26 protein-coding genes are annotated in these 25,219 nt (G+C 70.9%); 8 read left to right on the forward strand and 18 right to left on the reverse strand.

Annotated elements, in window-relative coordinates:
* Positions 1-98: 98 nt before the first annotated feature.
* Complete coding sequence (locus ACWGI2_RS17740) at positions 99-494, forward strand: STAS domain-containing protein (RefSeq protein ID WP_453696200.1); 396 nt, start codon at positions 99-101, stop codon at positions 492-494.
* On the opposite strand, the gene ACWGI2_RS17745 is transcribed toward ACWGI2_RS17740, so the two are convergent.
* The gene (locus ACWGI2_RS17745; RefSeq protein WP_453397288.1) at positions 381-1,388 is read right to left on the reverse strand and encodes a sigma-70 family RNA polymerase sigma factor; all 1,008 of its coding nucleotides are present in this window, start codon (positions 1,386-1,388) and stop codon (positions 381-383) included. The two genes, ACWGI2_RS17740 and ACWGI2_RS17745, sit on opposite strands and share 114 nt — an antisense overlap.
* 138 nt (positions 1,389-1,526) lie before the next feature.
* Positions 1,527-2,828 carry an MFS transporter gene (locus tag ACWGI2_RS17750; protein ID WP_453696201.1) on the reverse strand — a complete coding sequence of 434 codons (1,302 nt, stop codon included), beginning with the start codon at positions 2,826-2,828 and terminating at the stop codon, positions 1,527-1,529.
* Positions 2,829-2,890: 62 nt separating this feature from the next.
* On the opposite strand from ACWGI2_RS17750, the gene ACWGI2_RS17755 reads away from it, so the two are divergent.
* Complete coding sequence (locus ACWGI2_RS17755; RefSeq protein WP_160506833.1) at positions 2,891-3,889, forward strand: LysR family transcriptional regulator; 999 nt, start codon at positions 2,891-2,893, stop codon at positions 3,887-3,889.
* Between the two features lie 166 nt (positions 3,890-4,055).
* Here ACWGI2_RS17755 and ACWGI2_RS17760 read toward each other — a convergent pair whose 3' ends face one another.
* Positions 4,056-4,820 (reverse strand): alpha/beta hydrolase, encoded by a 765-nt coding sequence (locus tag ACWGI2_RS17760; protein WP_453397286.1) that lies wholly within the window; start codon positions 4,818-4,820, stop codon positions 4,056-4,058.
* 114 nt (positions 4,821-4,934) lie between these two features.
* Between ACWGI2_RS17760 and ACWGI2_RS17765 the strand changes: the two genes are divergently transcribed.
* The gene (locus ACWGI2_RS17765) at positions 4,935-6,104 is read left to right on the forward strand and encodes an adenosine deaminase (RefSeq protein WP_453397285.1); all 1,170 of its coding nucleotides are present in this window, start codon (positions 4,935-4,937) and stop codon (positions 6,102-6,104) included.
* 142 nt (positions 6,105-6,246) lie between these two features.
* Complete coding sequence (locus ACWGI2_RS17770) at positions 6,247-6,666, forward strand: ATP-binding protein (RefSeq protein ID WP_453397645.1); 420 nt, start codon at positions 6,247-6,249, stop codon at positions 6,664-6,666.
* Between the two features lie 92 nt (positions 6,667-6,758).
* Here the strand turns inward: ACWGI2_RS17770 and ACWGI2_RS17775 are convergent, their stop codons facing one another.
* From ACWGI2_RS17775 to afsQ1, 5 genes are all read right to left on the reverse strand, one after another.
* Entirely contained in the window at positions 6,759-6,962 is a 204-nt protein-coding gene (locus ACWGI2_RS17775) for a PspC domain-containing protein (RefSeq protein ID WP_447050109.1), read from the reverse strand.
* 108 nt (positions 6,963-7,070) lie between these two features.
* Positions 7,071-7,661 (reverse strand): VanZ family protein, encoded by a 591-nt coding sequence (locus tag ACWGI2_RS17780; RefSeq protein ID WP_160506837.1) that lies wholly within the window; start codon positions 7,659-7,661, stop codon positions 7,071-7,073.
* Positions 7,662-7,750: 89 nt separating this feature from the next.
* Positions 7,751-8,353, reverse strand: a complete 603-nt coding sequence (locus ACWGI2_RS17785) for a hypothetical protein (protein WP_453696202.1) — start codon at positions 8,351-8,353, stop codon at positions 7,751-7,753.
* Positions 8,353-9,930: an ATP-binding protein gene (locus ACWGI2_RS17790; protein ID WP_453397282.1), complete on the reverse strand. Its 1,578-nt coding sequence runs from the start codon at positions 9,928-9,930 to the stop codon at positions 8,353-8,355. Before ACWGI2_RS17790 ends, ACWGI2_RS17785 begins: the two co-directional genes overlap by 1 nt.
* The gene (afsQ1, locus tag ACWGI2_RS17795; RefSeq protein ID WP_030562528.1) at positions 9,927-10,604 is read right to left on the reverse strand and encodes a two-component system response regulator AfsQ1; all 678 of its coding nucleotides are present in this window, start codon (positions 10,602-10,604) and stop codon (positions 9,927-9,929) included. Before afsQ1 ends, ACWGI2_RS17790 begins: the two co-directional genes overlap by 4 nt.
* A gap of 181 nt (positions 10,605-10,785) precedes the next feature.
* On the opposite strand from afsQ1, the gene ACWGI2_RS17800 reads away from it, so the two are divergent.
* Positions 10,786-11,553 (forward strand): SigE family RNA polymerase sigma factor, encoded by a 768-nt coding sequence (locus tag ACWGI2_RS17800; protein WP_453397281.1) that lies wholly within the window; start codon positions 10,786-10,788, stop codon positions 11,551-11,553.
* A gap of 181 nt (positions 11,554-11,734) precedes the next feature.
* On the opposite strand, the gene ACWGI2_RS17805 is transcribed toward ACWGI2_RS17800, so the two are convergent.
* On the reverse strand, positions 11,735-12,373 hold the full coding sequence (locus ACWGI2_RS17805; RefSeq protein WP_453397280.1) for a uridine kinase family protein: 639 nt from the start codon (positions 12,371-12,373) through the stop codon (positions 11,735-11,737).
* A 123-nt stretch (positions 12,374-12,496) separates the two neighbouring features.
* Between ACWGI2_RS17805 and ACWGI2_RS17810 the strand changes: the two genes are divergently transcribed.
* Positions 12,497-12,901: a hypothetical protein gene (locus ACWGI2_RS17810; RefSeq protein ID WP_453397279.1), complete on the forward strand. Its 405-nt coding sequence runs from the start codon at positions 12,497-12,499 to the stop codon at positions 12,899-12,901.
* Positions 12,902-12,926: 25 nt separating this feature from the next.
* On the opposite strand, the gene ACWGI2_RS17815 is transcribed toward ACWGI2_RS17810, so the two are convergent.
* Positions 12,927-14,462, reverse strand: coding sequence for an MDR family MFS transporter (locus tag ACWGI2_RS17815; RefSeq protein ID WP_453696203.1), 1,536 nt, complete (start codon positions 14,460-14,462; stop codon positions 12,927-12,929).
* Between the two features lie 32 nt (positions 14,463-14,494).
* Positions 14,495-15,094, reverse strand: coding sequence for an NADPH-dependent FMN reductase (locus ACWGI2_RS17820; RefSeq protein ID WP_453696204.1), 600 nt, complete (start codon positions 15,092-15,094; stop codon positions 14,495-14,497).
* 126 nt (positions 15,095-15,220) lie between these two features.
* Between ACWGI2_RS17820 and ACWGI2_RS17825 the strand changes: the two genes are divergently transcribed.
* A complete protein-coding gene (locus tag ACWGI2_RS17825) occupies positions 15,221-15,958 on the forward strand; it encodes a TetR/AcrR family transcriptional regulator (protein WP_453397276.1) in 738 nt (245 codons plus the stop codon).
* 104 nt (positions 15,959-16,062) lie between these two features.
* Here ACWGI2_RS17825 and ACWGI2_RS17830 read toward each other — a convergent pair whose 3' ends face one another.
* Genes ACWGI2_RS17830 through deoC form a run of 3 tightly spaced genes read right to left on the reverse strand, consistent with a single transcriptional unit; the run spans position 16,063 to position 19,350 of the window.
* Positions 16,063-16,953 (reverse strand): aldehyde dehydrogenase family protein, encoded by an 891-nt coding sequence (locus tag ACWGI2_RS17830; RefSeq protein ID WP_453696205.1) that lies wholly within the window; start codon positions 16,951-16,953, stop codon positions 16,063-16,065.
* Positions 16,946-18,382 carry an aldehyde dehydrogenase family protein gene (locus ACWGI2_RS17835; RefSeq protein WP_453696207.1) on the reverse strand — a complete coding sequence of 479 codons (1,437 nt, stop codon included), beginning with the start codon at positions 18,380-18,382 and terminating at the stop codon, positions 16,946-16,948. Before ACWGI2_RS17835 ends, ACWGI2_RS17830 begins: the two co-directional genes overlap by 8 nt.
* Positions 18,383-18,387: 5 nt before the next feature.
* The gene (deoC, locus tag ACWGI2_RS17840) at positions 18,388-19,350 is read right to left on the reverse strand and encodes a deoxyribose-phosphate aldolase (RefSeq protein ID WP_453696754.1); all 963 of its coding nucleotides are present in this window, start codon (positions 19,348-19,350) and stop codon (positions 18,388-18,390) included.
* Between the two features lie 122 nt (positions 19,351-19,472).
* On the opposite strand from deoC, the gene ACWGI2_RS17845 reads away from it, so the two are divergent.
* Complete coding sequence (locus tag ACWGI2_RS17845) at positions 19,473-20,132, forward strand: PH domain-containing protein (protein ID WP_453397272.1); 660 nt, start codon at positions 19,473-19,475, stop codon at positions 20,130-20,132.
* 27 nt (positions 20,133-20,159) lie between these two features.
* Here ACWGI2_RS17845 and ACWGI2_RS17850 read toward each other — a convergent pair whose 3' ends face one another.
* The 4 genes from ACWGI2_RS17850 to ACWGI2_RS17865 form a co-directional block, all read right to left on the reverse strand.
* Positions 20,160-21,398 carry a hypothetical protein gene (locus tag ACWGI2_RS17850; protein WP_453696208.1) on the reverse strand — a complete coding sequence of 413 codons (1,239 nt, stop codon included), beginning with the start codon at positions 21,396-21,398 and terminating at the stop codon, positions 20,160-20,162.
* 152 nt (positions 21,399-21,550) lie between these two features.
* Complete coding sequence (locus tag ACWGI2_RS17855; RefSeq protein ID WP_453696756.1) at positions 21,551-23,185, reverse strand: phospho-sugar mutase; 1,635 nt, start codon at positions 23,183-23,185, stop codon at positions 21,551-21,553.
* 539 nt (positions 23,186-23,724) lie between these two features.
* Positions 23,725-24,549 (reverse strand): purine-nucleoside phosphorylase, encoded by an 825-nt coding sequence (locus ACWGI2_RS17860; protein WP_453397270.1) that lies wholly within the window; start codon positions 24,547-24,549, stop codon positions 23,725-23,727.
* Positions 24,550-24,682: 133 nt separating this feature from the next.
* On the reverse strand, positions 24,683-25,120 hold the full coding sequence (locus ACWGI2_RS17865; RefSeq protein WP_160506851.1) for a gamma-glutamylcyclotransferase: 438 nt from the start codon (positions 25,118-25,120) through the stop codon (positions 24,683-24,685).
* Positions 25,121-25,219 lie beyond the last annotated feature (99 nt).

Consider the following 25,219-nt stretch of genomic DNA (forward strand, 5'->3'; position numbering starts at 1 on the left):
GGTGATGAGGCCCACCAAGGCCCCCGCGCCAGAGCGGGTTTTCGGGAAGGGGCGGGGTTGGGGAAAAGCCCGCCGCAGGCGCACCGGCGGACCTACCGATGAGTTCCGGCCCCCCGGCCAGTCATCCCAACGTGAACCCCAAGCCCCCGCCAGACCTGACCCTCACCGGCACCCTCAGCCGAGAGGCCACGCACCGCCTCTGCGAGGAGGCCAGAAGCCTGCTGCACGCGAGGGACGACGTGGACGTCCTCGTATGCGACGTCGCGGACATCGGCCCACCCGTACTCGCCGCGATAGACGCCCTCGCCCGCCTACAACTCACCGCCCGCCGCGCAGGCGCCCGGATCCGCCTCCGCAACCCGGCCCCGCACCTGCGCGAACTACTGCACCTCGTCGGGCTCCCCATTGAGGTCGAGGTGGAGCGGCAGGCCGAACAGCGGGAACCACCTGGGCGTGTCCAGGAAGCAGTGGAAGCCCGCGATCCGCCCCTCTGAGATCTCGATGACCTGAACCGCCCACGGCGCGAACCCGCCCTTCTCCGGGTCGGGCTTGTAGTGGGCGAAGCCCGGAGTGCCGTTGACCTCCACCGGGAACAGCTTGCTGTCGGCGCAGGAGGCGCCGATGGTCGACATGAAGCCGGTGATGTCGGACGTGCCGCGCAGCCACAGGTCGAACGGGGGCATCGTCATGATGGCGTCTTCGTGCAGCAGCGCCGTCAGCGCCGCCATGTCGTAACCCTCGAAGGCCGCGACATACCGCTCCAGCAGCTTCTGCTGCTCGTCGTCCAGCGGGTCGGAGACCGCCGTGTCGTCGCCCGGTCCCTCGGCCAGCGTCGCCCGCGCCCGCTGCAACGCGCTGTTGACGGACGCCACCGAGGTGCCGAGGAGCTCGGCGGCCTCGCTGGCCTTCCAGGCGAGGACCTCGCGCAGGATCAGCACCGCCCGCTGCTTGGGCGGCAGTTGCTGTAGCGCGGCGACGAACGCTAGCCGCACCGACTCCTTCGCCACGGCGGCCTCGGCGGGGTCGCTGACGGAGGGCAGCACGCGCGCGTCCGGCATCGGCTCCAGCCACACATTGTCCGGGCGGGGAGTGAGCGCGGCCTGGGCCAGCGGCGCCGCCGCGGTCAGGTCCATGGGGCGGGCGCGGCGGTTGCCGGCGTTCAGCATGTCCAGGCAGACGTTCGTCGCGATGCGGTACAGCCACGACCTCAGGCTGGAGCGGCCCTCGAACTTCTCGTGGCTCCGCCAGGCGCGCACCATCGTGTCCTGCACCGCGTCCTCGGCCTCGAAGGCGGAGCCCAGCATGCGATAGCAGTACCCGGTCAGCTCGACCCGGTGCTTCTCCAGCATGACGTCCACTTCGGACGTCGTCCCTGCGATGTCAGTCATCCCAACCCACCCCTGCGGCTGCCACGAAAGTCCCAGCACTTTGGAAGCTACCGCAGCCCACTGACAACGGCCCCCGGAGTCGGAAAACCCGCAGGCGGGAGGGGGTCGCCCGGGACAGCTGGTGCGCGCCCGGGACAGCTAGTGCGCGGCCACAAGCCCCCGCCGGGCCCGCCGCTCCTGGACGCGAGCCACGTGCGACCCCCACACGGTGAGCGACACGACGCCGAGCACCGCGAGAAGGCCCAGAGCCACCGTCCCCGCCCAGCCCCCGGCGTGGAAGGCGACCGCGCCGAGCGTGCCGCCCGCGCTGGAGCCCAGGTAGTACGCGGACTGGTAGAGCGCCGAAGCCTGCGCACGCCCCGTGGTGGCCGTACGGCTCACGGACGACGAGGCGACCGCGTGACCGGCGAAGAAGCCTGCGGTGATCAGGACGAGCCCGAGCAGCACCATGACCAGGGACTCGGAGAGGGAGAGCAACAGCCCGCCCGCCGTCGTACTCACCGCCAAGTACAGCGCCCCGCGCCGGCCGAGCCGAGCCACCAGCTTCCCGGCGGCGGCCGAGGAGACCGTACCGACGAGATAGACCAGGAAGATCGAGCCGATGATGCCCTGCGGGAGCGAGAAGGGCGCCTCGGTGAGGCGGTAGCCGATCACCGTGTAGACCGCGCCGAACACGGTCATGAACAGCGCCCCGATCGCGTACAGACGGCACAGGAGCGGGTTGGAGAGGTGCGAACGGATCGTGCGGCCAAGGGCCTTGGGGTTGAGCGAGCCCGCCGTGAAGTGCCGCGGCGCGGGGAGCAGCGCGCGGAAGGCGAGGGCGCACAGGACGGCCACGACACCCACCACGCCCAAGGCCACGCGCCAGCCCCATGCCTGCGCGACCCAGCCGGTGATGATGCGCCCGCTCATGCCGCCGATGGAGTTCCCCGCCACGAACATGCCGATCGCGGCGACCAGCGCCTTGGGCCTGACCTCCTCCGCGAGGAAGGCCATCGCGGAGGCCGGGAGCCCGGCGAGCGCCGCACCCTGCACGGCACGCAGTGCGATGAGGGCGCCGATGGAGGGTGCGAAGGGGACGAGAAGACCCACGACCACCGCGACCGTCAGCGAAACCGTCATCAGCGTCCGGCGCCCGAACCGCTCGCTGAGCGCGCTCAGGGGCAGTACGAAGAGGGCGAGCGCGCCCGTGGCGGCCGACACCGTCCAGCTCGCGGAGCTCGCGCTGACGCCGAAGTCGGCGGAGACGAGGGGGAGCAGCGCCTGCGTGGAGTAGAGGAGCGCGAAGGTCGCGACACCGGCGAGGAAGAGGGCGAAGCTCATCCGGCGGTAGCCGGGCCCGCCAGGGGTCAGACGTGTGTCGGTGGCTTCGGCGAGAGGGGACGACGGGGTGAGGGCGGCCGCGTGGGTGGCGGACGCCCCGCTACTGGCAGGAGGCATGCGTCGAACGTAGGCACACAAGACTCATCCGTCCAATGCATGGACTGGCCATAATCGTTCCCATGGTGCATGAGCGCAGTTCAGAGCGGCGTCTGTCGCAGAGCAGTTACGTAGGAGACATCGGCGGCGGCGCGTCGGTGCCCGCCGAGCTGACCCCCGGCTCCTGGTCGGCCCTGCTCTCTCCCCGTCTCGCCTACTTCGCGGGAGTGGCCCGTACCGAGCACGTGACGCGGGCCGCGCAGGAGATGCAGGTGCCGCAGTCGACGTTGTCGCGTGCGCTGGTGCGCCTCGAACAGGACCTGGGGGTGGACCTGTTCGCGCGCCACGGCCGTACGGTGTCGCTCACCCCGGCGGGGCGGACCTTCCTCGCCTCCGTCGAGCGGGCGCTCGGTGAGGTGGAGCGGGCGGCGGAGTCGGTACGGGCGGACGCGGACCCGGCGTCGGGCAAGGTGGCCTTCGGCTTCCTGCACACGATGGGCTCGGAGACCGTCCCAGGCCTGATCCGCGCCTTCCGCGCGGACCATCCGAGGGTTCGCTTCAGCCTCGTACAGAACTACGGGGAGGCGATGATCGAGCGGCTTCGGGCGGGGGAGCTGGACCTGTGCCTGACGTCGCCCGTGCCGGACGCTCCCGATCTCGTCGCCCGGCGCCTGGACGAGCAACGCCTGCGTCTCGTCGTGCCGGACGACCACCGTCTCGCTTCCCGGAAGCGGGTCCGCCTCGCGGAGGCGGCGGACGAGGCCTTCGTGACCCTCGAACCCGGCTACGGCCTGCGGCGCATCACGGACGACCTCTGCCAGGAGGCCGGCTTCAAGCCGCGGATCGCGTTCGAGGGGGAGGAGGCGGAGACGCTGAGGGGGCTGGTGGCGGCGGGCCTCGGGGTGGCGCTGCTCCCGCCACCGGCCGTTCCCCGTCCGGGGGTTGTCGAGTTGACGGTGACGGGGCAGCGGGCGGTGCGGGAGATCGGCGTGGCTTGGCTGGACGGCCACCCGGACACTCCGCCGGTGGCGGCGTTCAAGAGGTTCCTGCTGGGGAGGCGGGGGCGGCTGCTGCCGGAGTAGCTTCCTTTTCCCCAACCCCACCCCTTCCCGGCTGTGACATTTGCGGCTCCGCCGCGGGCCGCTCTGGCATTTCAGCCCCTCCGGCGTTTGAGGAGCGGGGTCTGGGGCGGAGCCCCAGTTTCGGGAAGGGGCGGGATTGGGGAGAGCCCCGCAGGGACCGCCCCGCTCAGTGCCGCATCGACTCCCCAAAGCCCGCGGCAAGCGGCATCCGCAGCCCCAGCGGCGGCGGAGCCGCCAGTGCGTCCTCCAGGGGGCGCGCGTACGCGTGGCCGAACAGTGAACCCAGGACGAAGTCCGAAGCCAGCGCCTGGACTTCGGCCTGGTGCTGCTGCAACCGATGGCCGTCGGAGTGGACTTCGAACCGGCACACTTCCCGGTTCGCCTTCTTCGCCCGCTCCGCAAGCCGGAACGAAAGCTCCGGATCGGTCCGCTCGTCATTCGTGCCGTGCACGATCAGGACCCGCCGCCCCGCGAGCTGTTTCACCGGTTCGGGGGACGCGGCCACATCGTCCTCGGGCAGCCAAGGAGCCAGCGCGAGGACGGAGTTGACCGCTTCGTGGCCACTGGCCCGCAGGGCGGCCCGGCCGCCCATGTCCCTGCCGACGAGGCAGATGGAGACGTCGCCGTAGAGACGGACGATCTCGTCCGCCGCCCACTCCGCGTCCCGCGCGAGCTGCGCCTGCGCCCCGTTCCACCCGCGGTAGCGGTAGTGCACGACGTGCGCCGCGAGGCCTTCGCCCCGGCCGTCGTGGGCGAGCCTGCGGCCGAGCGCGCGCACCGCGTTCGCGGCGAACGGGGACGGCTTGCGGGCGGAGGTCTCGTGGCCGCCGGGGAGCAGCAGCACCGCGCCGCTGACCGCCGAAGGACGGGTGCCGATCACGCGTCCGAGCCTGGCCGCGCGCGCGGAATCGGGCGTCGCTTGCTGTGCCATGACAGAACAGTGTCAGAAGCGATGGTGTACGCCACCCGTCCGCAGGGTCACTGTTACGTATCGACCCGTGAGATCCCCCGGGCGATCTACGCGCGTAGGCGCTAGAGTGCCGAAATGACGAGCCAGACCACCAAAGCCGGTCAGACGGACCGCGAAACGCCCAGCGCCGAACAGATCCGCCGCGCCCCGAAGGTGCTCCTGCACGACCACCTCGACGGCGGCCTGCGCCCCGGCACGATCGTCGACCTCGCCCGCGAGTCGGGGTACGAGGGCCTGCCCGAGACCGACCCCGACAAGCTGGGGATCTGGTTCAGGGAGGCCGCCGACTCCGGTTCGCTGCCGCGCTATCTGGAGACCTTCGCGCACACCTGCGCTGTCATGCAGACGAAGGACGCCCTCAAGCGCGTGGCGGCCGAGTGCGCCGAGGACCTCGCCGAGGACGGCGTCGTCTACGCCGAGATCCGGTACGCCCCCGAGCAGCACCTGGAGCAGGGCCTCACCCTCGAAGAGGTCGTCGAGGCCGTCAACGAAGGCTTCCGGGAGGGCGAGCGGCGCGCGAAGGCCAACGGTCACCGCATCCGCGTGGGCGCGCTGCTCACCGCGATGCGGCACGCGGCCCGCGCCCTGGAGATCGCCGAACTCGCCAACCGCTACCGCGACCTCGGCGTCGTCGGCTTCGACATCGCGGGCGCGGAGGCGGGCTTCCCGCCCACCCGCCACCTCGACGCCTTCGAGTACCTCAAGCGCGAGAACAACCACTTCACCATCCACGCGGGCGAGGCCTTCGGCCTGCCGTCCATCTGGCAGGCCCTGCAGTGGTGCGGCGCCGACCGCCTCGGCCACGGCGTGCGGATCATCGACGACATCCAGGTCGCCGACGACGGCACCGTGAAGCTCGGCCGCCTCGCCAGCTACGTACGCGACAAGCGCATCCCTCTGGAGATGTGCCCCAGCTCCAACCTGCAGACGGGTGCCGCGAGCTCGTACGCCGAGCACCCCATCGGGCTGCTGCGCAAGCTGCACTTCCGAGCCACGGTGAACACCGACAACCGGCTGATGTCCGGCACCAGCATGAGCCTCGAATTCGAGCACCTGGTCGGCACTTTCGGTTACACGCTCGACGACATGCAGTGGTTCACAGTCAATGCGATGAAATCAGCGTTCATTCCTTTCGATGAACGCCTGGCCATGATCAATGACGTGATCAAGCCCGGATATGCCGAGCTGAAGTCCGAATGGCTGTTCCGTCAGACCGCCTCCACCAGGGCTTCTGTCGATGTGTAACAGAAATTGAGGCAATGTGGACGCGGCCGGGAACATTAATTCCCGGCCGCGTTTTTGCTGTTTCGCTGTTTGCGGACTGCCCCTTCACATGTTTACGGTCATGGGCCGCTCGAAAGTCCCCGTCATCAAGGACGCATTGAAGATGAAGCAGTCTGCCGCCAAGACCCTCGGTGTCGCCGCTCTCGGCGCCGCCTTCGCCGCCGCGGGCGCGGGTGCCGCCAACGCCGCGCCGGCCCTGCCCGACGCCACGGGCGCACTGGGTTCCGCCACCGCCATGCTGCCCATGGAGCAGATCGGCGAGAAGCTGCCCGCCGGTGGCCCCGAGGCGATCGCCGCCGGCCAGAACGTGGTCGGCAGCACCCTGGAGGCCTCCGCGCCGACCGTGGGCAAGCTCGGCGAGAGCATGAAGCACGCCGACGACCGGGGCAAGCCCGCCGCGGCCGACCCGCTCTCGGGCCTGCTCGGTGGCCTGCCGGTCGCCCAGGCCCTGCCCCTCCAGGGTCTGCCCCTCCAGGGCCTGCCCACCGAGGGTCTGGGTGTGAACGGTCTGCCGCTCGGCTGATCCTCACGGTCTCCGCACACGCCGATGGGGCGCATCCCTTCTCCAGGGGTGCGCCCCATCGGCGTACGTACGTGGCGGTGAGGGCCGCCGGTTCACCAGGCTGCCTGCCTGGCCTTGCCCTCCGTGGGCAACAGGACCCAGAGCGCTATGTAGAGCAGGAACTGCGGGCCGGGAAGCAGACACGAGAGCACGAAGATCACGCGCATCGTGGTCGCCGACGTGCCGAAACGCTTGGCGAGGGCGGCGCACACTCCGCCGATCATCCGGCCGTGGGTGGGGCGGGCAAGGGCGGTCATGATGGCTCCTTCGTGAACCGTCGGTATGAGGTCCGGGGGCGATTCCCCGTCCGGGGGCGTTTCCCCGATGACTCAAAGCTACGTTCACGAAGCGGGCAAAGCGTCGCTCTAGGGTGCGATACCGACCCTGGGAATCGTCGGGGTCGACCCCTGAGAAGCGTCCTCCCGCAGGAGGGCCGCGCGATGCTCCACATCAGTACGGCGGCGGAGCCTGGCCCTGGCCGCGGGCACCACGGCAAGATGCGCGAGAGCCACGCCCACGGCGTTCAGGAACAGCGAGTCGATGTCGACGACCTGCCCCGGCACCCCGGTCTGCAGCAGCTCGATGCCGAGCGAGATCAGCGCGCCCGCCGCGACCGTCCGCACCAGCGAACCGAGCGGTGACACGTGAACCCGCCCACCGGCGAGCGGAAGCAGCACGCCGAGCGGGGCAAGGAGCAGCAGACTGCCGCCTATCTGCCGCGCCGCCTGGACAGGGCCGAGCGCCAGATCCGCCTTGATGCCGGCGAACGGCTGAAGATTCGCCGCGCTGACCCAGGGCACGTCCAGTGGACGCAGCGTGAACCATCCGACGAGCAGAAGATGCGCGACGAGGAGGAATCCCCCTGTCGCACGGAAGCGGATGGCGGCCCCGTGGCCGCCCGAGCCTTGACGCACGCCCCCCAAGACGCGACTAGCGGCAGGATCGGTTCCGCGCATCTACTCCCGGTACGCGGCACTGTCCTGATCGCACACCGTGACTGTCCTGATCGGCTACTTCACCGTCCCGGCCGCTTCACCGTTCTCGGCTACTTCACCGTCTCCGTGGGCGGAGCCACCGTCCCGGGGCGCTGGCGGACCGCCTGGGTGCATTCGTAACGGCGCAGCGGGGAGTCACCGGGGCCGCCCATGATCACCTCGCGGTCGTCGCCCGCCGCCGCGCTGTCCGCGAACGTGCAGACGACCTGGGCGAGTGCGAACGCCGACAGATCCTCCGGGGACGTGCTGAACCGCAGCGCGTCCTCGGGGTCCCCCTTCCCGGGGCCGCTGACGACCGTGCCGCCGCGTACGTCCGTGGCGAAGCCCGCCTGTTTCTCCGGGGCCGACGGCGCGTGCGACAGCTCGTCGAGGAGCGCCTGCGCGATACGGACCCGGTCCGTCGTCGCCTTGTCGGTGGGGATCCGCACCGACCGGTCGACAGTCACGAGCTGCGCCGCGCACACCAGGAAGACCTGCACCGGGACCCCGTTCGTGGACTGCGAGGCGATGCTCGACCCGGACATCACGCAGGGCACGCGCGAGGGGCCGGGGCCGAAGTCCGTCGGCACCTCCGTCGAGCGGATCCCGCAGCCCGCGAGGGTCGCGGTCAGTACGGTGGCGAGCAGCGCGGCGCGCAGCCGTCGGCGGTTCATCACTTCTCTCCCTCGACGGCGGTGTCGCCGTCGGTGTCCTGCTCCGACTCGTCCGCGGGCAGCAGCGCCGACGGATCGCGCGGCAGCCACAGCGTGAACACCGCGCCGCCCTTGGGCGAGTTCGCGGCGGTGATCTCCCCGCCGTGGATGTGGGCGTTCTCCAGGGCGATGGAGAGCCCGAGCCCGCTGCCCTCCGAACGCGGCCGGGACGCGCTCGCCTTGTAGAAGCGGTCGAAGACGTGCGGCAGTACGTCCTCGGGGATGCCGGGGCCTCCGTCACGCACCGCGATGAGGAGCTTCTCGCCCGCGAGCCGCACCGAGACCTCCACCGGGGAGCCACCGTGCTTGAGCGCGTTGCCGATCAGGTTCGCCAGGATCACGTCGAGGCGGCGCGGGTCGAGCCGCACCATGATGCCGCGCTCGGCGTCCAGCTCGACCGCGTCGAGCCAGGCACGGGCGTCGATGCAGGCCGTGATCTGGTCGGCGATGTCGACGTGGTCCAGGACGAGCCTGGCCGTGCCCGCGTCGAAGCGGGTGACCTCCATCAGGTTCTCCACCAGGTCGTTGAGCCTGCGGGTCTCGCTGACCACCAGACGTACGGCGGGCTCGATCATCGGGTCGACGCTGCCGGTCTCCGCGTCGAGCTCCTCCTCCAGGACCTCCGTCACCGCGGTGATCGCGGTCAGCGGCGTACGCAGCTCGTGCGACATGTCGGCGACGAAGCGCCGCGACGCCTCGTCACGGGCGCTCATGTCGTCGACCTTCTTCTCCAGGCTCTCGGCGGTCCGGTTGAACGTCCGTGACAGATCGGCCAGTTCGTCCGTGCCCGACACGCGAAGGCGCGTGTCCAGCTTGCCCTCGCCGAGCCGCCGCGCGGCGACGCCGAGCCGGTGCACCGGTTTGAGTACGGTCGTCGCCGCGGCCTGCGCGAGCAGCGCGGAACCGATGAGCGCGAGCCCGGTGGCGATCGCGAGCGACCAGCCGAGCGAACTGAGGTCCTTCGCCTCCGGCTCAAGGGACTTGAGCATGTAACCGGTCGGCCCGCCGCCGATGACCTTGGCACCGCCCACGAGGTACGGGGTGCCGCCGTCGACGGTCCGCTGCCAGTACAGGTGATACGGACTCTTGTTGCTGGAGGTGAGCGGCTGCTCCTTGTTCACCGTCTTGCGCAGGGACTTGGGCACGTCGGCGAGCGTGAAGGCGTCCAGGTCGGAGTAGCCGACGATCGTGTCACCGTCGGCGTCCTTCCCGATCAGGAGCACGCTGTAGCGCTGGCTGCTGTTGGCCATCGTCCCGGCGGCCTGCTGCAGTTCGTCCTGGGTCGGATTGGGCGGCAGCGCGCCGGCGCGGGTCTGCATCTCCTGCTGGAAGTCCTTCAGGGCCGCGTCCTGCGCGCGCGTCAGGACCGCCTCGCGGTTCAGCCAGTACGCGATCCCGGAAGCCGTCACGGCGGCGGTGAGCGCCACGAGACCGAACACCACGACAAGCCGCAGCCTGAGGCTCGTGAAGCGAAGCCCCGCCAGTATCGCCTTGCGCGCCGCGGCCCAACCGCGGAGCTTGTCCTGCGGTTTGGTCACTGAGGAGTGTCCAGCCGGTAGCCGACCCCACGCACCGTACGGATCAGTGTCGGCGAGGACGGGACGTCCTCCACCTTCGCGCGCAGCCGCTGCACACACGCGTCGACGAGCCGGGAGTCACCGAGGTAGTCGTGCTCCCACACCAGGCGCAGCAACTGCTGCCGCGACAGGGCCTGTCCGGGCCTGCGGCTCAGTTCGAGGAGCAGCCGCAGCTCGGTCGGCGTGAGCTGGAGGTCCTCGCCGTTCTTCGTGACGGTCATCGCGGCGCGGTCGATGACGAGCGAACCGAACGTCGCCGCGTCATTGGCCTCCCTCTCACCGCGCCGCAGAACCGCACGGATACGGGCGTCGAGCACCCGTCCCTGCACGGGTTTCACGACATAGTCGTCGGCACCGGACTCGAGCCCGACGACCACGTCGATGTCATCACTGCGCGCGGTCAGCAGGATGATCGGCAACTGGTCGGTGCGCCGGATGCGACGGCACACCTCGAATCCGTCGATGCCCGGCAGCATCACATCCAGCACGATCAGGTCCGGCCGCTGCTCACTGAGCAGTTTCAGGCCGTCCTCGCCGGTGGCAGCAGTAGCCACCCGATGCCCTTGGCGGGTGAGCGAAAGCTCAAGGGCCGTACGGATGGCGTCGTCGTCCTCGATCAGCAACAGGGAAGGCACGGACGTCATTCTGTCCCATGGCACGGGCACAGTTCGACTGTTGGAGCGCTCCCACACTTCTCCCCTACAAGCAGATTGGCTGTTGCAGGCCTGTGACAGTCGGCGGACACCGTCATGAAGTGGGTCCGGCAGAGTTCTGGTCACACGGAAAAAGCCGGACTCCACCGACGGGGGGCGCGAGATGAACACACTGCACAGCACCAGCTCAAGCGCAGTAATCACGCGTCTCCACGACGTGATCCGGCCTGCCGAGAGGCACGAGAAGTCCGGTGCCGTGAGCGGGCGGGGGTGCGCTCGCGGCACCGGGCGTCAGCACGCCGCGTACATGACGGTGGTTGACGCGTTCCGGGGGGAAACCCGCGGAGACGATGGGGGGGCTCACGGGGGAGCCGCGTACAGGGAGGACACGGGGGAGCGCACATCGGCGTCGGAGGCGGAGTTCACCGCCTACGTCCAGGAGCGTCGTGCCTCCCTGTACGCAACCGCCTACCACCTGACCGGTGACCGTTTCGAGGCGGAGGACCTGCTCCAGAGCGCCCTCTTCTCGACGTACCGGGCCTGGGACAGGATCAGCGACAAGGCCGCGGTCGGCGGATACCTCCGCCGCACCATGACCAACCTGCACATCAGCGCCTGGCGGCGCCGCAAGCTCAACGAATACCCGACCGAGGAGCTGCCGGAGACGGCGGGCGACACGGACGCGATGCGTGGCACCGAACTCCGCGCGGTTCTCTGGCAGGCCCTGGCCCGCCTCCCCGAACTGCAGCGGACGATGCTGGTCCTGCGTTACTACGAGGGCCGCACGGACCCCGAGATCGCGGACATCCTCGACATCAGCGTGGGCACGGTGAAGTCCAGCATCTGGCGCTCCCTGCGCCGGCTGCGCGAGGACGAGGTCCTCAGCTTCGGCCGTGACCAGGAGGAGTCCTTCGGCGAGTTGGTCGCCTAGGGATTACGGGGGGCCGCCGCTCCCGGGGGGAGGCGGCGGTAGCAGGGGGGACACGGGGGAAAACGGGGATCACGGGGGATCCACGGGGGAAACAAGTAGCGGGACCGGAAGGCCGGGGGGTCTTTCCGGTCCTTCTGCTTTGCAGGGGCGGCTTGCCGGCCGCCCCCTCGCCCGCGCGGAGCTACGCGGCCTCCGCGCGAGCCTTGGCGCACCGGCCCGCGGCAGCGGCCGCGAGCCGCCCCAGGGCCTCGTCCTTGCCGCAGGGATGGGCGCCGAGCGCGGTCTGCCGGGCGACGATCGCGCGCTCGGCCCGCATCAGCCGCCACCCGCGCCGCAGCAGGAACGCCACGGACTTGCGCCCCTCGCGCAGATCCCGCAGGAGCCGCCGCCGGAACGTGGTGGACGGCCGCCCCCGGAGACAGAGCGCGTCGGCGAGCACGCCGATCTCCCGGCACCGCTCCACGATGTCCGCCGCGAAGATCCCCTCCGCGATGAAGAGGGGCGTGCGCTCGATGTCCATCGCGGACTCGCCCGTACGCGAGCTGGTGGCGATGTCGTAGACGGGGACGCGCGTACGTCCCGTGCGGCACAGCTGCTCGATGGCGGCGACGGCGACGTCCGTGTCCCAGGACGCGGGAGAGTCCCAGTCGATGTCCGTGCTGCCGGGGACCTGCGGCAGTGTCGGGTCGTCACCCTCCTTGTAGAAGTCGTCGAGGCACAGGACGGGCAGCCCGGAGCGGGCGGCGAACGACGACTTGCCTGAGCCCGAGGGACCGGCGAGCAGCACGACTCGGGTGGGTATCGGGGGATGGGAACTCACGAGAGACCAGTGTGCTGCATTGAGCCGCCCAGGCGACCCGAAGGGTAGGGCTTTGGTGCCCACATCGCCCCTCAACTACGCTGTGTGCGCATCTGATTACTCAAGCGGATAAGGGCGGAACCCATGGCACGGCACGCAACAGCCTCCAAGCACCTCTCCCGCGTCCTGCTGCGGGCGGGTCTGACGGTCAGCGTCGCGGGCACGGCGCTCGGCATCGGCGGCGCGGCGACGGCCAACGCCGCGCCGGCCCCGACGCCTCCGGCGTCCGAGAATCTGCCGGCCGCCGGGGCGGGGGTGCTCCGGGCGGTGGAGGAGGTCACAGCCGGAGGACTCGGGCCCGCCAAGCACCTGAAGCTCAATCCGCTCGCGGGGACGGGGTCCGACCCGCTGGACAACGCCCTGGGCACCCAGATCGCGGACTTCAAGCCGGTCTCGACGGCGCCGCTGACGGCCCCGCTGACCAAGGGCGGCGGGTCCCTGAGCGACCTGCCGCTCGTCGGCCAGGCCACGAGCGTGCTGCCCGGCTAGGGTCTGCTGACGCGGAGTCCCCCTGTCACCCCTTTCGCAGGGGGACTTCCCGCACGAGCCATGCCACCGCGAAGGCCGCCGCGCCAAGAATCGCGGCGCCGAGGGCCACGCCGTGCATGCCGCCGGTGACAGCTGTGCGCACCGATTCCCGCACTCCCTCCGGCATCTCCCTGACCGCCTCGGGGGTCCATGCGGAGCCGCCCTCCGGCATGCCGCCCGATGTCAGGCGGTTCGCATAGACGGCGCCCATGACGGCGATGCCCAGTGAGCCGCCGATCGTGCGCAGGAGTGTGGTGGTTCCGGTGGCGGCGCCCATGTCGCGCGGTTCCGCGCTGTTGATGGTGATGAGCAGGGTGCTCTGGATCAGGAAGCCCATGCCCGTACCGAGCACGAACGTCAGCGCGGATGTCACGGCGGTGGGGGTGTCCGCGCCGACCGCGAGGAGCGCGAGACTGCCGACGGCCGTCAACGCACCGCCGATGATGGGGTAGGCGCGGTAGCCGCCGCCCTTGGACGTGATCCGGCCGAGCAGGAGTTGCGCCCCGAACATCCCTGCCATCAGCGGGAGCAGCAGCATGCCGCTGGCCGTGGACGAGGCGCCGCGTACGAACTGCATGTACTGCGGCAGATACGCGGACGCCGCGAGCATGGCCGCGCCCACCAGGAAGGTGAGGACCTGGGCGAGCGTGAAGTTGCGGTCGGCGAAGAGTCGGGGCGGGATGACCGGTTCGGCCGCCCGCCGCTCGACCCGCGCGAACCAGACCAGGGATCCGGCGCCGATCACGCCGAGTCCGAGGATCTGCGGCGACGACCAGCCGTACGTCGTCCCGCCCCAACTGCCGAGGAGCGTCAGGGCGAGGATGCCCGTGGAGAGGAGGGCGGCGCCGGCGAAGTCGATACGGGCCCTGACCCGCTCGGTGCGCAGGCGCAGCCGCAGGCCGATGATGAGCAGGGCGAGTCCGCCGATGGGGACGTTGACGTAGAAGACCCAGCGCCAGTCCAGTTGGTCGGTGAGGAAACCGCCGAGCAGTGGTCCGCCGACCAGCGCCACCGGCATCATCGCGCCGACCATCGACTGCGAGCGGCCCGCCTGTGACGGCGGCAGCATGACACCGATGATCGATATGGCGCCGACCATCAGACCGCCCGCGCCGAGGCCCTGTACGGCGCGGAAGGCGATGAGCTGCGCCATGTCCTGGGCGATCCCGGAGAGGACCGAGCCCGCGAGGAACACCGTGATCGACCAGATGAAGCTGCCCTTGCGTCCGTACAAATCGCCGAGCTTTCCCCAGATGGGCGTGGAGACGGAGGCGGTGAGCAGATAGGCGGTGACCACCCAGGAGAGGTGGTCAAGGCCGCCGAGGTCGCCGACGATGGTGGGCAGGGCGGTGCCCACGATCGTGCCGTCGAGCAGTCCGAGCATCAGGCCGAGCAGCAGCCCGAAGAGGACGAGCTTGGACGGGCCTTCCGACTCGGCGGTCGGCTCGATGGGCGGCTCGGCGGGCGGCTGTTCGACGCCCGCAGAGGCCGGGACGCTCGTCTCTTCCGTACGTTGACTCATGGTTGTTCCCCCTCAGCGAACGTGATGTGACGTCAGGCGTTGTACGGGCGCGCAGACTTGGCGTCCCGCAGGGCGTGCGCCCACCAGGTCAGCTGGTCGAGCAGCGCCTTGGCTGCCGTGTCGACCTGGGGGTCCTCGACGGTGCCGTCCTCGCCGAACCGGCCCCAGGCGTTGTGGAAGCTGACCGTGTTGCGGATGGTCGTGGCGTTCAACTCGGCCATGACGACGCGGAGTTGTTCCACCGCGCGCAGGCCGCCCGACAGGCCGCCGTAGGAGACGAAGCCGATCGGCTTCGCGTGCCACTGCTCGTTGTGCCAGTCGATGGCGTTCTTCAGGGATGCCGGGAAGCTGTGGTTGTACTCCGGCGTGATGAAGATGAACGCGTCGGCCGCCGCGAGGCGGGGTGAGACCAGGGCGAGCGCCTCCTCGGTGCCGGGGGCGGGCGGCTGCCCGAAGGCGGGGAAGACGGTGGGCAGCGGGGTCTCGGCGAGGTCGACGACATCGGCGGTCAGGTCGTCACGCTGGGCGAGGTGTGCGGTCAGCCACCGTGTGACGACGGGTGCGAACCGGCCCTCGCGGGTGCTGCCGACGAGGACGGCCACGCGAAGGGGCTGGGTGTCGCTGCTGGTCATTGGGGTCCCCCTGAAAACACTGGATGTGTACGGCGTATCTGGATGCGTACAACGTACACGTCGGTGTGTACAGCGTCTACACAGGGATACGTTGTACGCTCACGCCCTGACGAGAGGAGCCCTGCTGTGGCCGGCCAGAAGAAGGACGGAAAGGTGACGGTGCCGGACAAGTCGCTCTGGGAGCGCCTGGAGCAGCCGACGGCGCCCCGCGCTTCGCTGTCCCTGGAGCGCATCGGGGCCGTCGCGGTGGAGGTCGCCGACGCCGAGGGCTTCGCCGCCGTCACCATGCGGCGGCTCGCCACGGAGCTGGGGGTCGCGCCCATGGCGGCGTACCGGCATGTCTCGGGCAAGGACGACCTGTGGGCGCTGATGGCCGAGCGGGTGGCGGCCGAGCACCGGATTCCCGAGGAACTGACCGAATGGCGTGAGGTGCTGCGGGCCTTCGCCCTGCTGACCCGGGAGATGATGCTGCGCCACCCGTGGGTGGGTCAGCTGCCCACGGCCCTGTTCGTGCTCACGCCGGGCCGGATGGCCATCGCAGAGCGGCAGTTGGCGGCGCTTGACGGCCTTGGCCTGGACGAGGACGCCATGATGATGGCCTTCCGCACGGTCAGCTCCTATGCGCACGGCGCCGCCTCGTCCGAAGTGGCCCTGCGGGACTGGACGGAGTCGGAGGGCTGGTCGTCCGGCGCCGAGACCCGGATGGGCCTCGCGCCGCAGATGACGTACCTCATGGACACCGGCCGCTACCCCACCTACCGGCGCTACGGTCTGCGGTCGCGCCGCAAGGACGACGCCACCTGGACGTTCGAGACGGGCCTCGACTGCGTACTGGACGGGATCGCGGCCCGGCTCGGCATCTGACCGAGCCGGTGAAAGGGCGAAGCCCCGGCTCTCCTGGACGGAGGAGGGCCGGGGCTTCGCTGTGCGGGGTGGTTCCAGGTGGCCTCGGGGGGCCTCGGGTGGTCTCAGTACGAGGAGCCCGACGCGCCCAGCGAACCCGTGGGGTGCCAGACCGTCTTGGTCTCCAGGAAGGCCGTCAGGCGGTGCGTGCCCGGATCCGCCGACCAGTCCACAGCCTGTGGACGGACGACGCGCTTGAGGTTGTCCGCCGCGGCGACTTCGAGCTCCTTCGCCAGTACGTCGTCCTCGACACCCGCCAGGTCGATCGCGTTCACGTCCTGGTGCGCGGCGAGCGACGGGGTGATCTCCGCCGTACGGCCCGAGAGGATGTTGACCACGCCGCCCGGCAGGTCGGAGGTGGCGAGCACCTCGCCCAGCGAGAGCGCCGGGAGCGGGGAGTCCTCGCTCGCGATCACCACGGCCGTGTTGCCCGTCGCGATCACCGGGGCGATGACGGAGATCAGGCCGAGGAACGACGACTTCTGCGGGGCGACGACCGTCACCACGCCCGTCGGCTCCGGCGAGGAGAGGTTGAAGAACGGGCCCGCGACAGGGTTTCCGCCGCCCACGATCTGGGCGATCTTGTCCGTCCAGCCCGCGTACCAGACCCAGCGGTCGATCGCGGCGTCCACGACGGCGGCGGCCTTCGACTTGGACAGGCCCTCCGCCTCGGCGACCTCGCGGACGAACTGGTCCTTGCGGCCCTCCAGCATCTCCGCGACGCGGTAGAGGATCTGGCCGCGCAGGTAGGCCGTCTTGCCCGCCCAGGAGCCCTGCGCCTTGCGCGCGGCCACGACCGCGTCACGCGCGTCCTTGCGGGACGACAGCGGGGCGTTGGCCAGCCACTTGTTCTTCGAGTCGGACACCTCGTACACCCGGCCGCTCTCGCTGCGGGGGAACTTGCCCCCTACGTACAGCTTGTAGGTCTTGAAGACGCTCAAACGCTGCTCAGACATCGAGGTAAGCCTCCAGGCCGTGGCGGCCGCCCTCGCGGCCGTAACCCGATTCCTTGTAGCCGCCGAAGGGCGAGGTCGGGTCGAACTTGTTGAACGTGTTGGCCCAGATGACGCCCGCGCGCAGGCGATCGGCGACCGCGAGGATGCGGGAGCCCTTCTCCGTCCAGATGCCGGCGGAGAGGCCGTACTGGGTGTTGTTGGCCTTGGCGACGGCCTCTTCCGGCGTACGGAACGTGAGCACCGAGAGCACCGGGCCGAAGATCTCGTCGCGCGCGACGGTGTGCGCCTGCGTGACGTTCGTGAAGAGGGTCGGCGCGAACCAGTAACCGGCGGAGGGGAGTTCGCACGGGGCGGACCAGCGCTCGGCGCCCTCGGCCTCGCCCGTCTCGGTGAGGGCCTTGATCCGGGCGAGCTGCTCGGCGGAGTTGATCGCGCCGATGTCGGTGTTCTTGTCCAGCGGGTCGCCCAGGCGCAGGGTGGTCAGGCGCCGCTTGAGGGCGTCCAGGACCTCGTCCTGGACCGACTCCTGTACGAGGAGGCGGGAGCCCGCGCAGCAGACCTGGCCCTGGTTGAAGAAGATGCCGGTGACGATGCCCTCGACGGCCTGGTCGATGGGGGCGTCGTCGAAGACGATGTTGGCGCCCTTGCCGCCCAGTTCGAGGGTGACCTTCTTGTCCGTGCCCGCGACCTGGCGCGCGATGGCCTTGCCGACGGCGGTCGAGCCGGTGAAGGCGACCTTGTTCACGTCCGGGTGGGCGGTGAGGGCCGCGCCCGCGTCGCCGTACCCGGGAAGGATGTTGACGACGCCCTTGGGCAGGCCCGCCTGGCGGCAGATGTCCGCGAAGAACAGGGCGCTCAGGGGCGTGGTCTCGGCGGGCTTCAGGACGACCGTGTTGCCCGTCGCGAGGGCCGGGGCGATCTTCCACGCCAGCATCAGGAGCGGGAAGTTCCAGGGGATGACCTGGCCCGCGACGCCGAGGGGCCTCGGGTCCGCGCCGTACCCGGCGTGGTCGAGCTTGTCGGCCCAGCCCGCGTAGTAGAAGAAGTGCGCGGCGACCAGGGGGAGGTCGGCGTCGCGCGTCTCCTTGATGGGCTTTCCGTTGTCGAGGGTCTCCAGGACGGCCAGTTCGCGGCTGCGCTCCTGGATGATCCGGGCGATCCGGAAGAGGTACTTGGCGCGCTCGGCGCCCGGCAGCGCCGACCACTTCTCGAAGGCCTTGCGGGCGGCCTTCACCGCGCGGTCGACGTCTTCGGAGGAGGCCTGCGCGACTTCGGAGAGGACCTCTTCGGTGGAGGGCGAGACGGTCTTGAAGACCTTGCCGTCGGCGGCCTCCACGAACTCGCCGTCGATGAACAGGCCGTACGACGGCGCGATGTCGACGACGGAGCGGGACTCGGGCGCCGGTGCGTATTCGAAGGGGGAAGTCATCTTGGTCAGTCCACCGTCACGTAGTCGGGGCCGGAGTAGCGGCCCGTGGCCAGCTTCTGGCGCTGCATCAGCAGGTCGTTGAGGAGCGATGAGGCGCCGAAGCGGAACCAGTGGTTGTCCAGCCAGTCCGCGCCCGCGGTCTCGTTCACCAGGACGAGGAACTTGATCGCGTCCTTGGAGGTGCGGATGCCGCCCGCGGGCTTCACCCCGACCTGTACCCCGGTCTGCTCGCGGAAGTCGCGTACGGCTTCCAGCATCAGGAGGGTGTTCGCGGGGGTGGCGTTCACGCCGACCTTGCCGGTCGAGGTCTTGATGAAGTCCGCGCCCGCGAGCATGCCGATCCAGGAGGCACGCCGGATGTTGTCGTACGTGGACAGCTCGCCGGTCTCGAAGATGACCTTGAGCCGGGCCTCGCCGGAGGCTTCCTTCACGGCGCGGATCTGCTCGAACACCGTCATGTAGTCACCGGCGAGGAAGGCGCCGCGGTCGATGACCATGTCGATCTCGTCGGCACCCGCGGCGACGGCCTCGCGGACGTCACCGAGCTTCACGTCGATGGCGGCGCGGCCCGCGGGGAAGGCGGTCGCGACCGAGGCGACCTTGACCCCGCTGTCGCCGACGGCTTCCTTGGCGGTGGCCACCATGTCCGGATAGACGCAGACCGCGGCGGTCCTCGGGGTGCCGCGGTCGGTCGGATCGGGGTGCACGGCCTTCGCGCCGAGTGCCCGGACCTTGCCCGGGGTGTCGGCGCCCTCGAGCGTCGTCAGGTCGATCATCGAGATGGCGAGGTCGATGGCGTACGCCTTCGCCGTGCTCTTGATCGAACGGGTGCCGAGCGCTGAGGCGCGTGCCTCCAGGCCGACCGTGTCGACGCCGGGCAGCCCGTGGAGGAAGCGGCGCAGCGTGCGGTCCGACGCTGTGGCGTCCGCGAGCGCGTGTGCGGATGCAGTTGCGGGAGCAGTGGGCATGGTCACGAGGGGAGCATATCTACGCGCGTAGCGGCTGTACAGGGGGCGGGTCGCGCGAGAGACCGGGCGTCCGCGGCGGACCCGTGGCCGCCCCGCGGCGGACCTCAGGCAGAATCAAGGGTATGACCGACCCCCAGCCCCCCATGGCGGAGCCCGAGTACCCCGAGTACAAGGACCGGACCTTCCGGTCGTCCGGCGGCATCGCCGGAGGCGTCCTGCTGCTCGCCCTCGGCGGCTGGCTCGGCATCGACGCGATGATCCGGGGGGAGGGCCGCACCCCGTGGCTCGCGCTCGCCGGGCTGCTCCTGGCGGTGCCGATCGTCGTCGCCTTCACCGTGCGCCCCGCCGTGTACGCCAACGACGACCGGCTGCGCATCCGCAACCCCTTCCGGACGATCACGCTGCCGTGGGCGTCCGTCGCGACCCTGCGCTCCGGGTACTCGAACGAAGTCCTCACCCAGTCCGGCACCAAGTACCAGCTCTGGGCCATCCCGGTCTCCCTGCGAGGCCGCAAGAAGGCCGCGAGGAGGAGTGCGCAGGGGGCGGCCGCCGGTGACCCGAGTGTCGGCGGCCCGGGTCTGCGTGCTTCGCTGAGGCCCGGTCAGTCGTCGTCCCCGCGCGCCGCAGGCGACCAGATCATGGACGACCTGCGCGAACTCTCCGAGCAGCGCGCCGCCGCGGAGTCCGCGCAGGGCGAGCCCGTGGTGCGCTGGGGTTACGAGATCCTCGCGCCCGCCGTGGCCGGTGCGGTGCTGCTCGCGGTGGTGCTGGCCGTCGTCTAGGGGCCGGCCGTCGCCTGGGGGCCTGGCCTACGGCGGGCCCATCCACGCGAGCAGCATGTGGCCCCCGAACGCCGCCGACGTCACGGCGGCGGCCACCGTCACCGTCACGGCGACATGCGTCCGCGCGCGGGCCAGCGCCGCCGCGAGCGGCAGCAGCAGGGGGAAACCGGGGAGCAGGAAGCGCGCCCGGGGGAAGTAAACCCCCTTGCTGCCGAGCACGATCAGGAGCAGCAGCCCCGTGAAGACCAGCAGCGGCAGCGGCTGCCGGTCAGCCACCGACAGGACGAACAGCGCCACCGACGCGAGCAGCGTCGCCGTCACCATCGTCAGGAACAGCTGCGGCCGTTGCACCGCGAGCAGGTCGTACATCGTCCGCAGGGTCGCCACCCCGCCGTCCCACTCGTTGCGCCACAGCTTCTGTACGGCGAAGTAGCCGTCCCAGCGGCCGAGCCGGAACCCCACCCAGCCGACGTACGAAAGCCAGCCGAGCGGGGCCAGCACGGCGCCCAGGAGCGTGCGTACGCGGCTGTCGCCGCCCTCCCCGCGGCGCGTGCGCCACAGCGTGAGCAGCGCCGTCAGGGAGACGGCCGCCGCGAGCGCGACACCCGTCGGGCGGGTCAGGCCCGCGAGCGCGGCCAGCGAACCCGCCCAGATCCAGCGGCCGGTGAGCACGGAGTGCAGCGCCCACGCCGTGAGTGCCGTGAAGAGCGACTCCGTGTAGCCCATCCACTGCACGAGCGCGATGGGCAGCGAACCCCAGAGGGCGGCGAGCAGGACCCCGGTCCTGCGTCCGTACAGGTGGTCGCCCACCGCGAAGATCCCCCACGCCGCGAGGAACGAGCAGGTGACGGCGACCGCGAGCCCCACGGCACCGCGCGGCTCCGGGACGATCACGCTGCCCGCCCTGATGAGCAGCGGGTGCAGCGGGAAGAAGGCGAGGTTGTTCGCGTCGATCTGGGTGCCCAGGGTGTGCGCGTACCCCTTGTCGGCGATCTTCAGGTACCAGTCGCAGTCCCACGACTCCGCCAGGAGGTGCCAGACGTCCCGCTGCTCCCTGCGCGCCCAGAGGGAGAAGACCAGGGCGCCGAAGAGGCGTACGGCGGCGTACGCGAGGAGTGCGGGAGAAGCGTGCCGCAGGGCGCGGGCGGCGCGGCCCGACGGGCGGCCCGGGGCGATGCGAGGGAGGCGGGACGGGGCGACGACCCGGGGCGAGGCGGCGGAAGGCGATGCGGGCGAGGTGGTCTCGGGGGTCGGTCCGTACGGCACTGCGGCAGCTCCTGGAACGTGATCGTGCGCTGCCGGTCACCCTTCCTGGGGGACCGGCAGCGCACGGATCGCTGCGGCAACTGCGCCGACCGAACCACTCGGACGGGTGGCGGCCCTGCGCCACCCGCCTCGGAGGTCCCGCCGGACGGTGTCTAGATGCCCGCCGCCGCGGCCAGGTCGCGCTTGATCGCCGCGAGGAGGTCCGTCGCCTCGGTGCGGGCGGCGGGCAGGCCGGCCTTCGCCGCCACCGGGACCACCACCTCCAGGTAGCACTTCAGCTTCGGCTCCGTGCCGCTCGGGCGCACGATGACGCGGGCGCCGTCGAGCGTGTAGCGCAGGCCGTCCGTGGGCGGCAGCGTGTCCGTGCCCTGTGTGAGGTCCTCGGCCTTGGTGACCGGCAGGCCCGCGAGCGCGGTCGGCGGCTGCTCGCGCAGGCGGCGCATCGCGTCCGCGATCAGGGAGAGGTCCTCGACGCGGACCGACAACTGGTCGGTGGCGTGCAGGCCGTGCTCCACGGCAAGGTCGTCAAGGAGGTCGAGGAGGGTGCGCCCCTCTTCCTTCAGCTCGGACGCCAGCTCGGTCAGCAGGAGCGCCGCCGTGATGCCGTCCTTGTCGCGTACGCCTTCGGGGTCCACGCAGTAGCCGAGGGCCTCTTCGTAGCCGTAGCGCAGGCCCTCCACGCGGGCGATCCACTTGAAGCCGGTGAGGGTCTCCTCGTACGGCAGACCCGCCTTCTCCGCGATCCGGCCGAGCAGGGACGAGGAGACGATCGACTCGGCGAACGTGCCGCGGGCGCCCCGGCGTACGAGATGGGCCGCGAGGAGCGCGCCGACCTCATCGCCCCGGAGCATGCGCCAGTCCGGGCCGTCCTTGACCGCCGCCGCGCAGCGGTCCGCGTCCGGGTCGTTGGCGATGATCAGGTCCGGGTCCGCCTCGCGGGCCTTCGCGAAGGAGAGGTCCATCGCGCCCGGCTCCTCCGGGTTGGGGAACGCGACGGTCGGGAAGTCCGGGTCGGGCTCCGCCTGCTCCGCGACGAGTACGGGGGCGGGGAACCCGGCCCGCTCGAACGCCGCGAGGAGGGTGTCCTTGCCGACGCCGTGCATCGCTGTGTAGACGGTGCGGGCGGTGCGGGGGGAGCCGGGGGACAGGACGGCGTCGGTGCGGGCCAGATAGGCGTCGAGGACGTCGTCGCCGAGGATCTCCCAGCCGGCGTCGGGGCGCGGGACGTCGTGGAGGGTGGCGACGGCGTCGATCTGCGCCGCGATCTCCGCGTCGGCGGGCGGGACGATCTGGGAGCCGTCGCCGAGGTAGACCTTGTAGCCGTTGTCGCGCGGGGGGTTGTGGCTCGCCGTCACCTCCACGCCCGCGACGGCGCCGAGGTGCCTTATGGCGAAGGCGAGTACGGGGGTGGGGAGCGGGCGGGGGAGCACCGCCGCCCTGAGTCCGGCGCCGGTCATGACGGCGGCGGTGTCGCGCGCGAAGTCCGCGGACTTGTGGCGGGCGTCGTAGCCGATGACGACGAGGCCGTCGGTCCGGCCCTTGGACTTCAGGTACGCGGCGAGGCCCGCTGCCGCGCGGATGACCACGGAGCGGTTCATGCGCATGGGGCCCGCGCCGAGTTCGCCGCGGAGGCCGGCGGTGCCGAACTGGAGGGTGCCGCTGAAACGGGCGCTCAGCTCTTCGGTGTCCGTGGCGTCGATGAGCTTCGCGAGTTCCTCGCGGGTCTCGGGGTCCGGGTCCTCGGCCAGCCAGGCCTGGGCCCGCGCGATGAGTTCAGAGTCGTCCAGCACGTGACGTCAGCCTCTCGTATGCGGAGTTCGATTGCGGGGCCCGGGTGCTCCTACCCGGAGCGAGGCCCTGCGGGGCGTTCTTGCCCGCGGGGATTACGTCTACCCGGCGGGGCCCGGCGGGCTGATCCCCGCCTGCCCCGCACCGGCTGCGCCACCGGGTGCGGCCCGGTGGGAGGGCTTGTCCCGCCGCTTCGCGGCGGATCTTTCCCGCCCACCCACCCGATCACCCCGCGGCGAAAGGTTTTGTCCCCCTCCGACGCTCCGGGGCAATCGGGCGGGTGGGCGGGAAGGCCTGTTCGGCAACGGGCGATGCTGCCGGGAAAGCCCGTGCGGCAGGAGCCGAAGCCGCGGGGTGAACGGGTGGGTGGGCGGGAAAGCTTGTGCGGCAAGGAGCCCAGCTGCGGGGCAAGCCAAGTCCCCACCGGCAAGGCTCGCCCCCGGCCAAGCGGCCCACCCGGCAGAGGCAACCCCGCCGGGCAAGGCCCCCCGCCAAGCAGGGTGCCCGCCAGGCAAGCAAGGCGCCCCGCCAGGGGAGGTTAGATGCGGCCCAGAACCTGGCCCAGCAGCTCGCCCATGCGGGTAGCGCTGTCGCGGCCCGCCTGGAGGACCTCCTCGTGGTTCAGCGGCTCGCCCGTCATACCCGCGGCGAGGTTCGTGACCAGGGAGATGCCGAGCACCTCCGCCCCCGCCTCGCGCGCGGCGATCGCCTCGAGGACCGTCGACATGCCCACCAGGTCCGCACCGATCGTGCGGGCCATGCGGATCTCCGCCGGAGTCTCGTAGTGCGGGCCGGGGAACTGCGCGTAGACGCCCTCTTCGAGAGTGGGGTCGATCTCCTTGCAGAGGGTGCGCAGCCGCGGGGAGTACAGGTCCGTGAGGTCCACGAAGTTCGCGCCGACGATCGGCGACGTGGCCGTCAGGTTGAGGTGGTCACTGATCAGGACCGGCTGACCGGGGCGCATGCCCTCACGCAGGCCACCGCAGCCGTTCGTCAGCACGATCGTCTTGCAGCCCGCGGCCACCGCCGTACGCACGCCGTGCGCGACGGCGGCGACGCCACGGCCCTCGTAGTAGTGGGTGCGGCCCAGGAACACGAGGGCGCGCTTGTCACCCACCTGGAAGGAGCGGATGCGGCCGCCGTGCCCCTCGACCGCCGGCGGCGGGAAGCCGGGCAGCTCGGTGACGGGGAACTCGGCGTCGGGCACGCCGAGCGCGTCCACCGCCGGCGCCCAGCCGGAGCCCATCACAAGGGCTACGTCGTGGGTCTCGGCGCCCGTCAGCTCACGCAGGCGCGCGGCGGCGGCGTCGGCGGCGGCGTAGGGGTCGCCCTGGATGTCGTCCGGAATAACTGAAGCGTTCACGCGGACGAGAGTAGCCGCTCACGCCCTACGCGCGTAGATGACGATGCTCACGGGATTCGGATCGTTGTCTTGTCGTTTCCGACGAGAGCACTGCGGGCACCCTCCGCGCACCGGGTGGGCACCCTCCGCGCGCCTAGCAGGGCCGCTTCCGCAGCTCCATCACATAGTCGTGCGGCGCCCCCGCGGTCTCCGCCGCGTCCGCCAGCTCCCCCAGATATCGCGCCGACGGCAGGCCGCCCTCGTAACCATTGAGTACGTACACCCAGGCGGGTTCCTCGCCGTCGAGCGTGTGCACACGCACCCGCATCCTGCGGTAGACGTCGAGCCCCACGCCCTCCCACCGGTCCAGGGAGTCCTCGTCCATGGGGGCGACGTCGTACAGCGTGACGAAGACCTGCGAGCGCGGCGCCTCGACGATGGTGGCGAGCGCGCCCTCCCACCCCATGTGCTCCCCGCCGAAGGTCAGCCGCCAGCCGTTCAGCCAGCCGGTCTGGCGCAGCGGCGAGTGCGGGGCGCGGCGTGACATGAGCCGCGGATCCAGATTGCCGGCGTACGCGGCGTAGAGCGACATGGGGTCGAGGGTACGGCAGGCGACGCGTGCGTCCCTCCCGTAACGGAAGTGCCCTTCTTGTAGGGAGAACGGCCCGGATGGAGCCCCCGGGGCGAAGCA

Source organism: Streptomyces sp. NPDC054866, assembly GCF_053610745.1.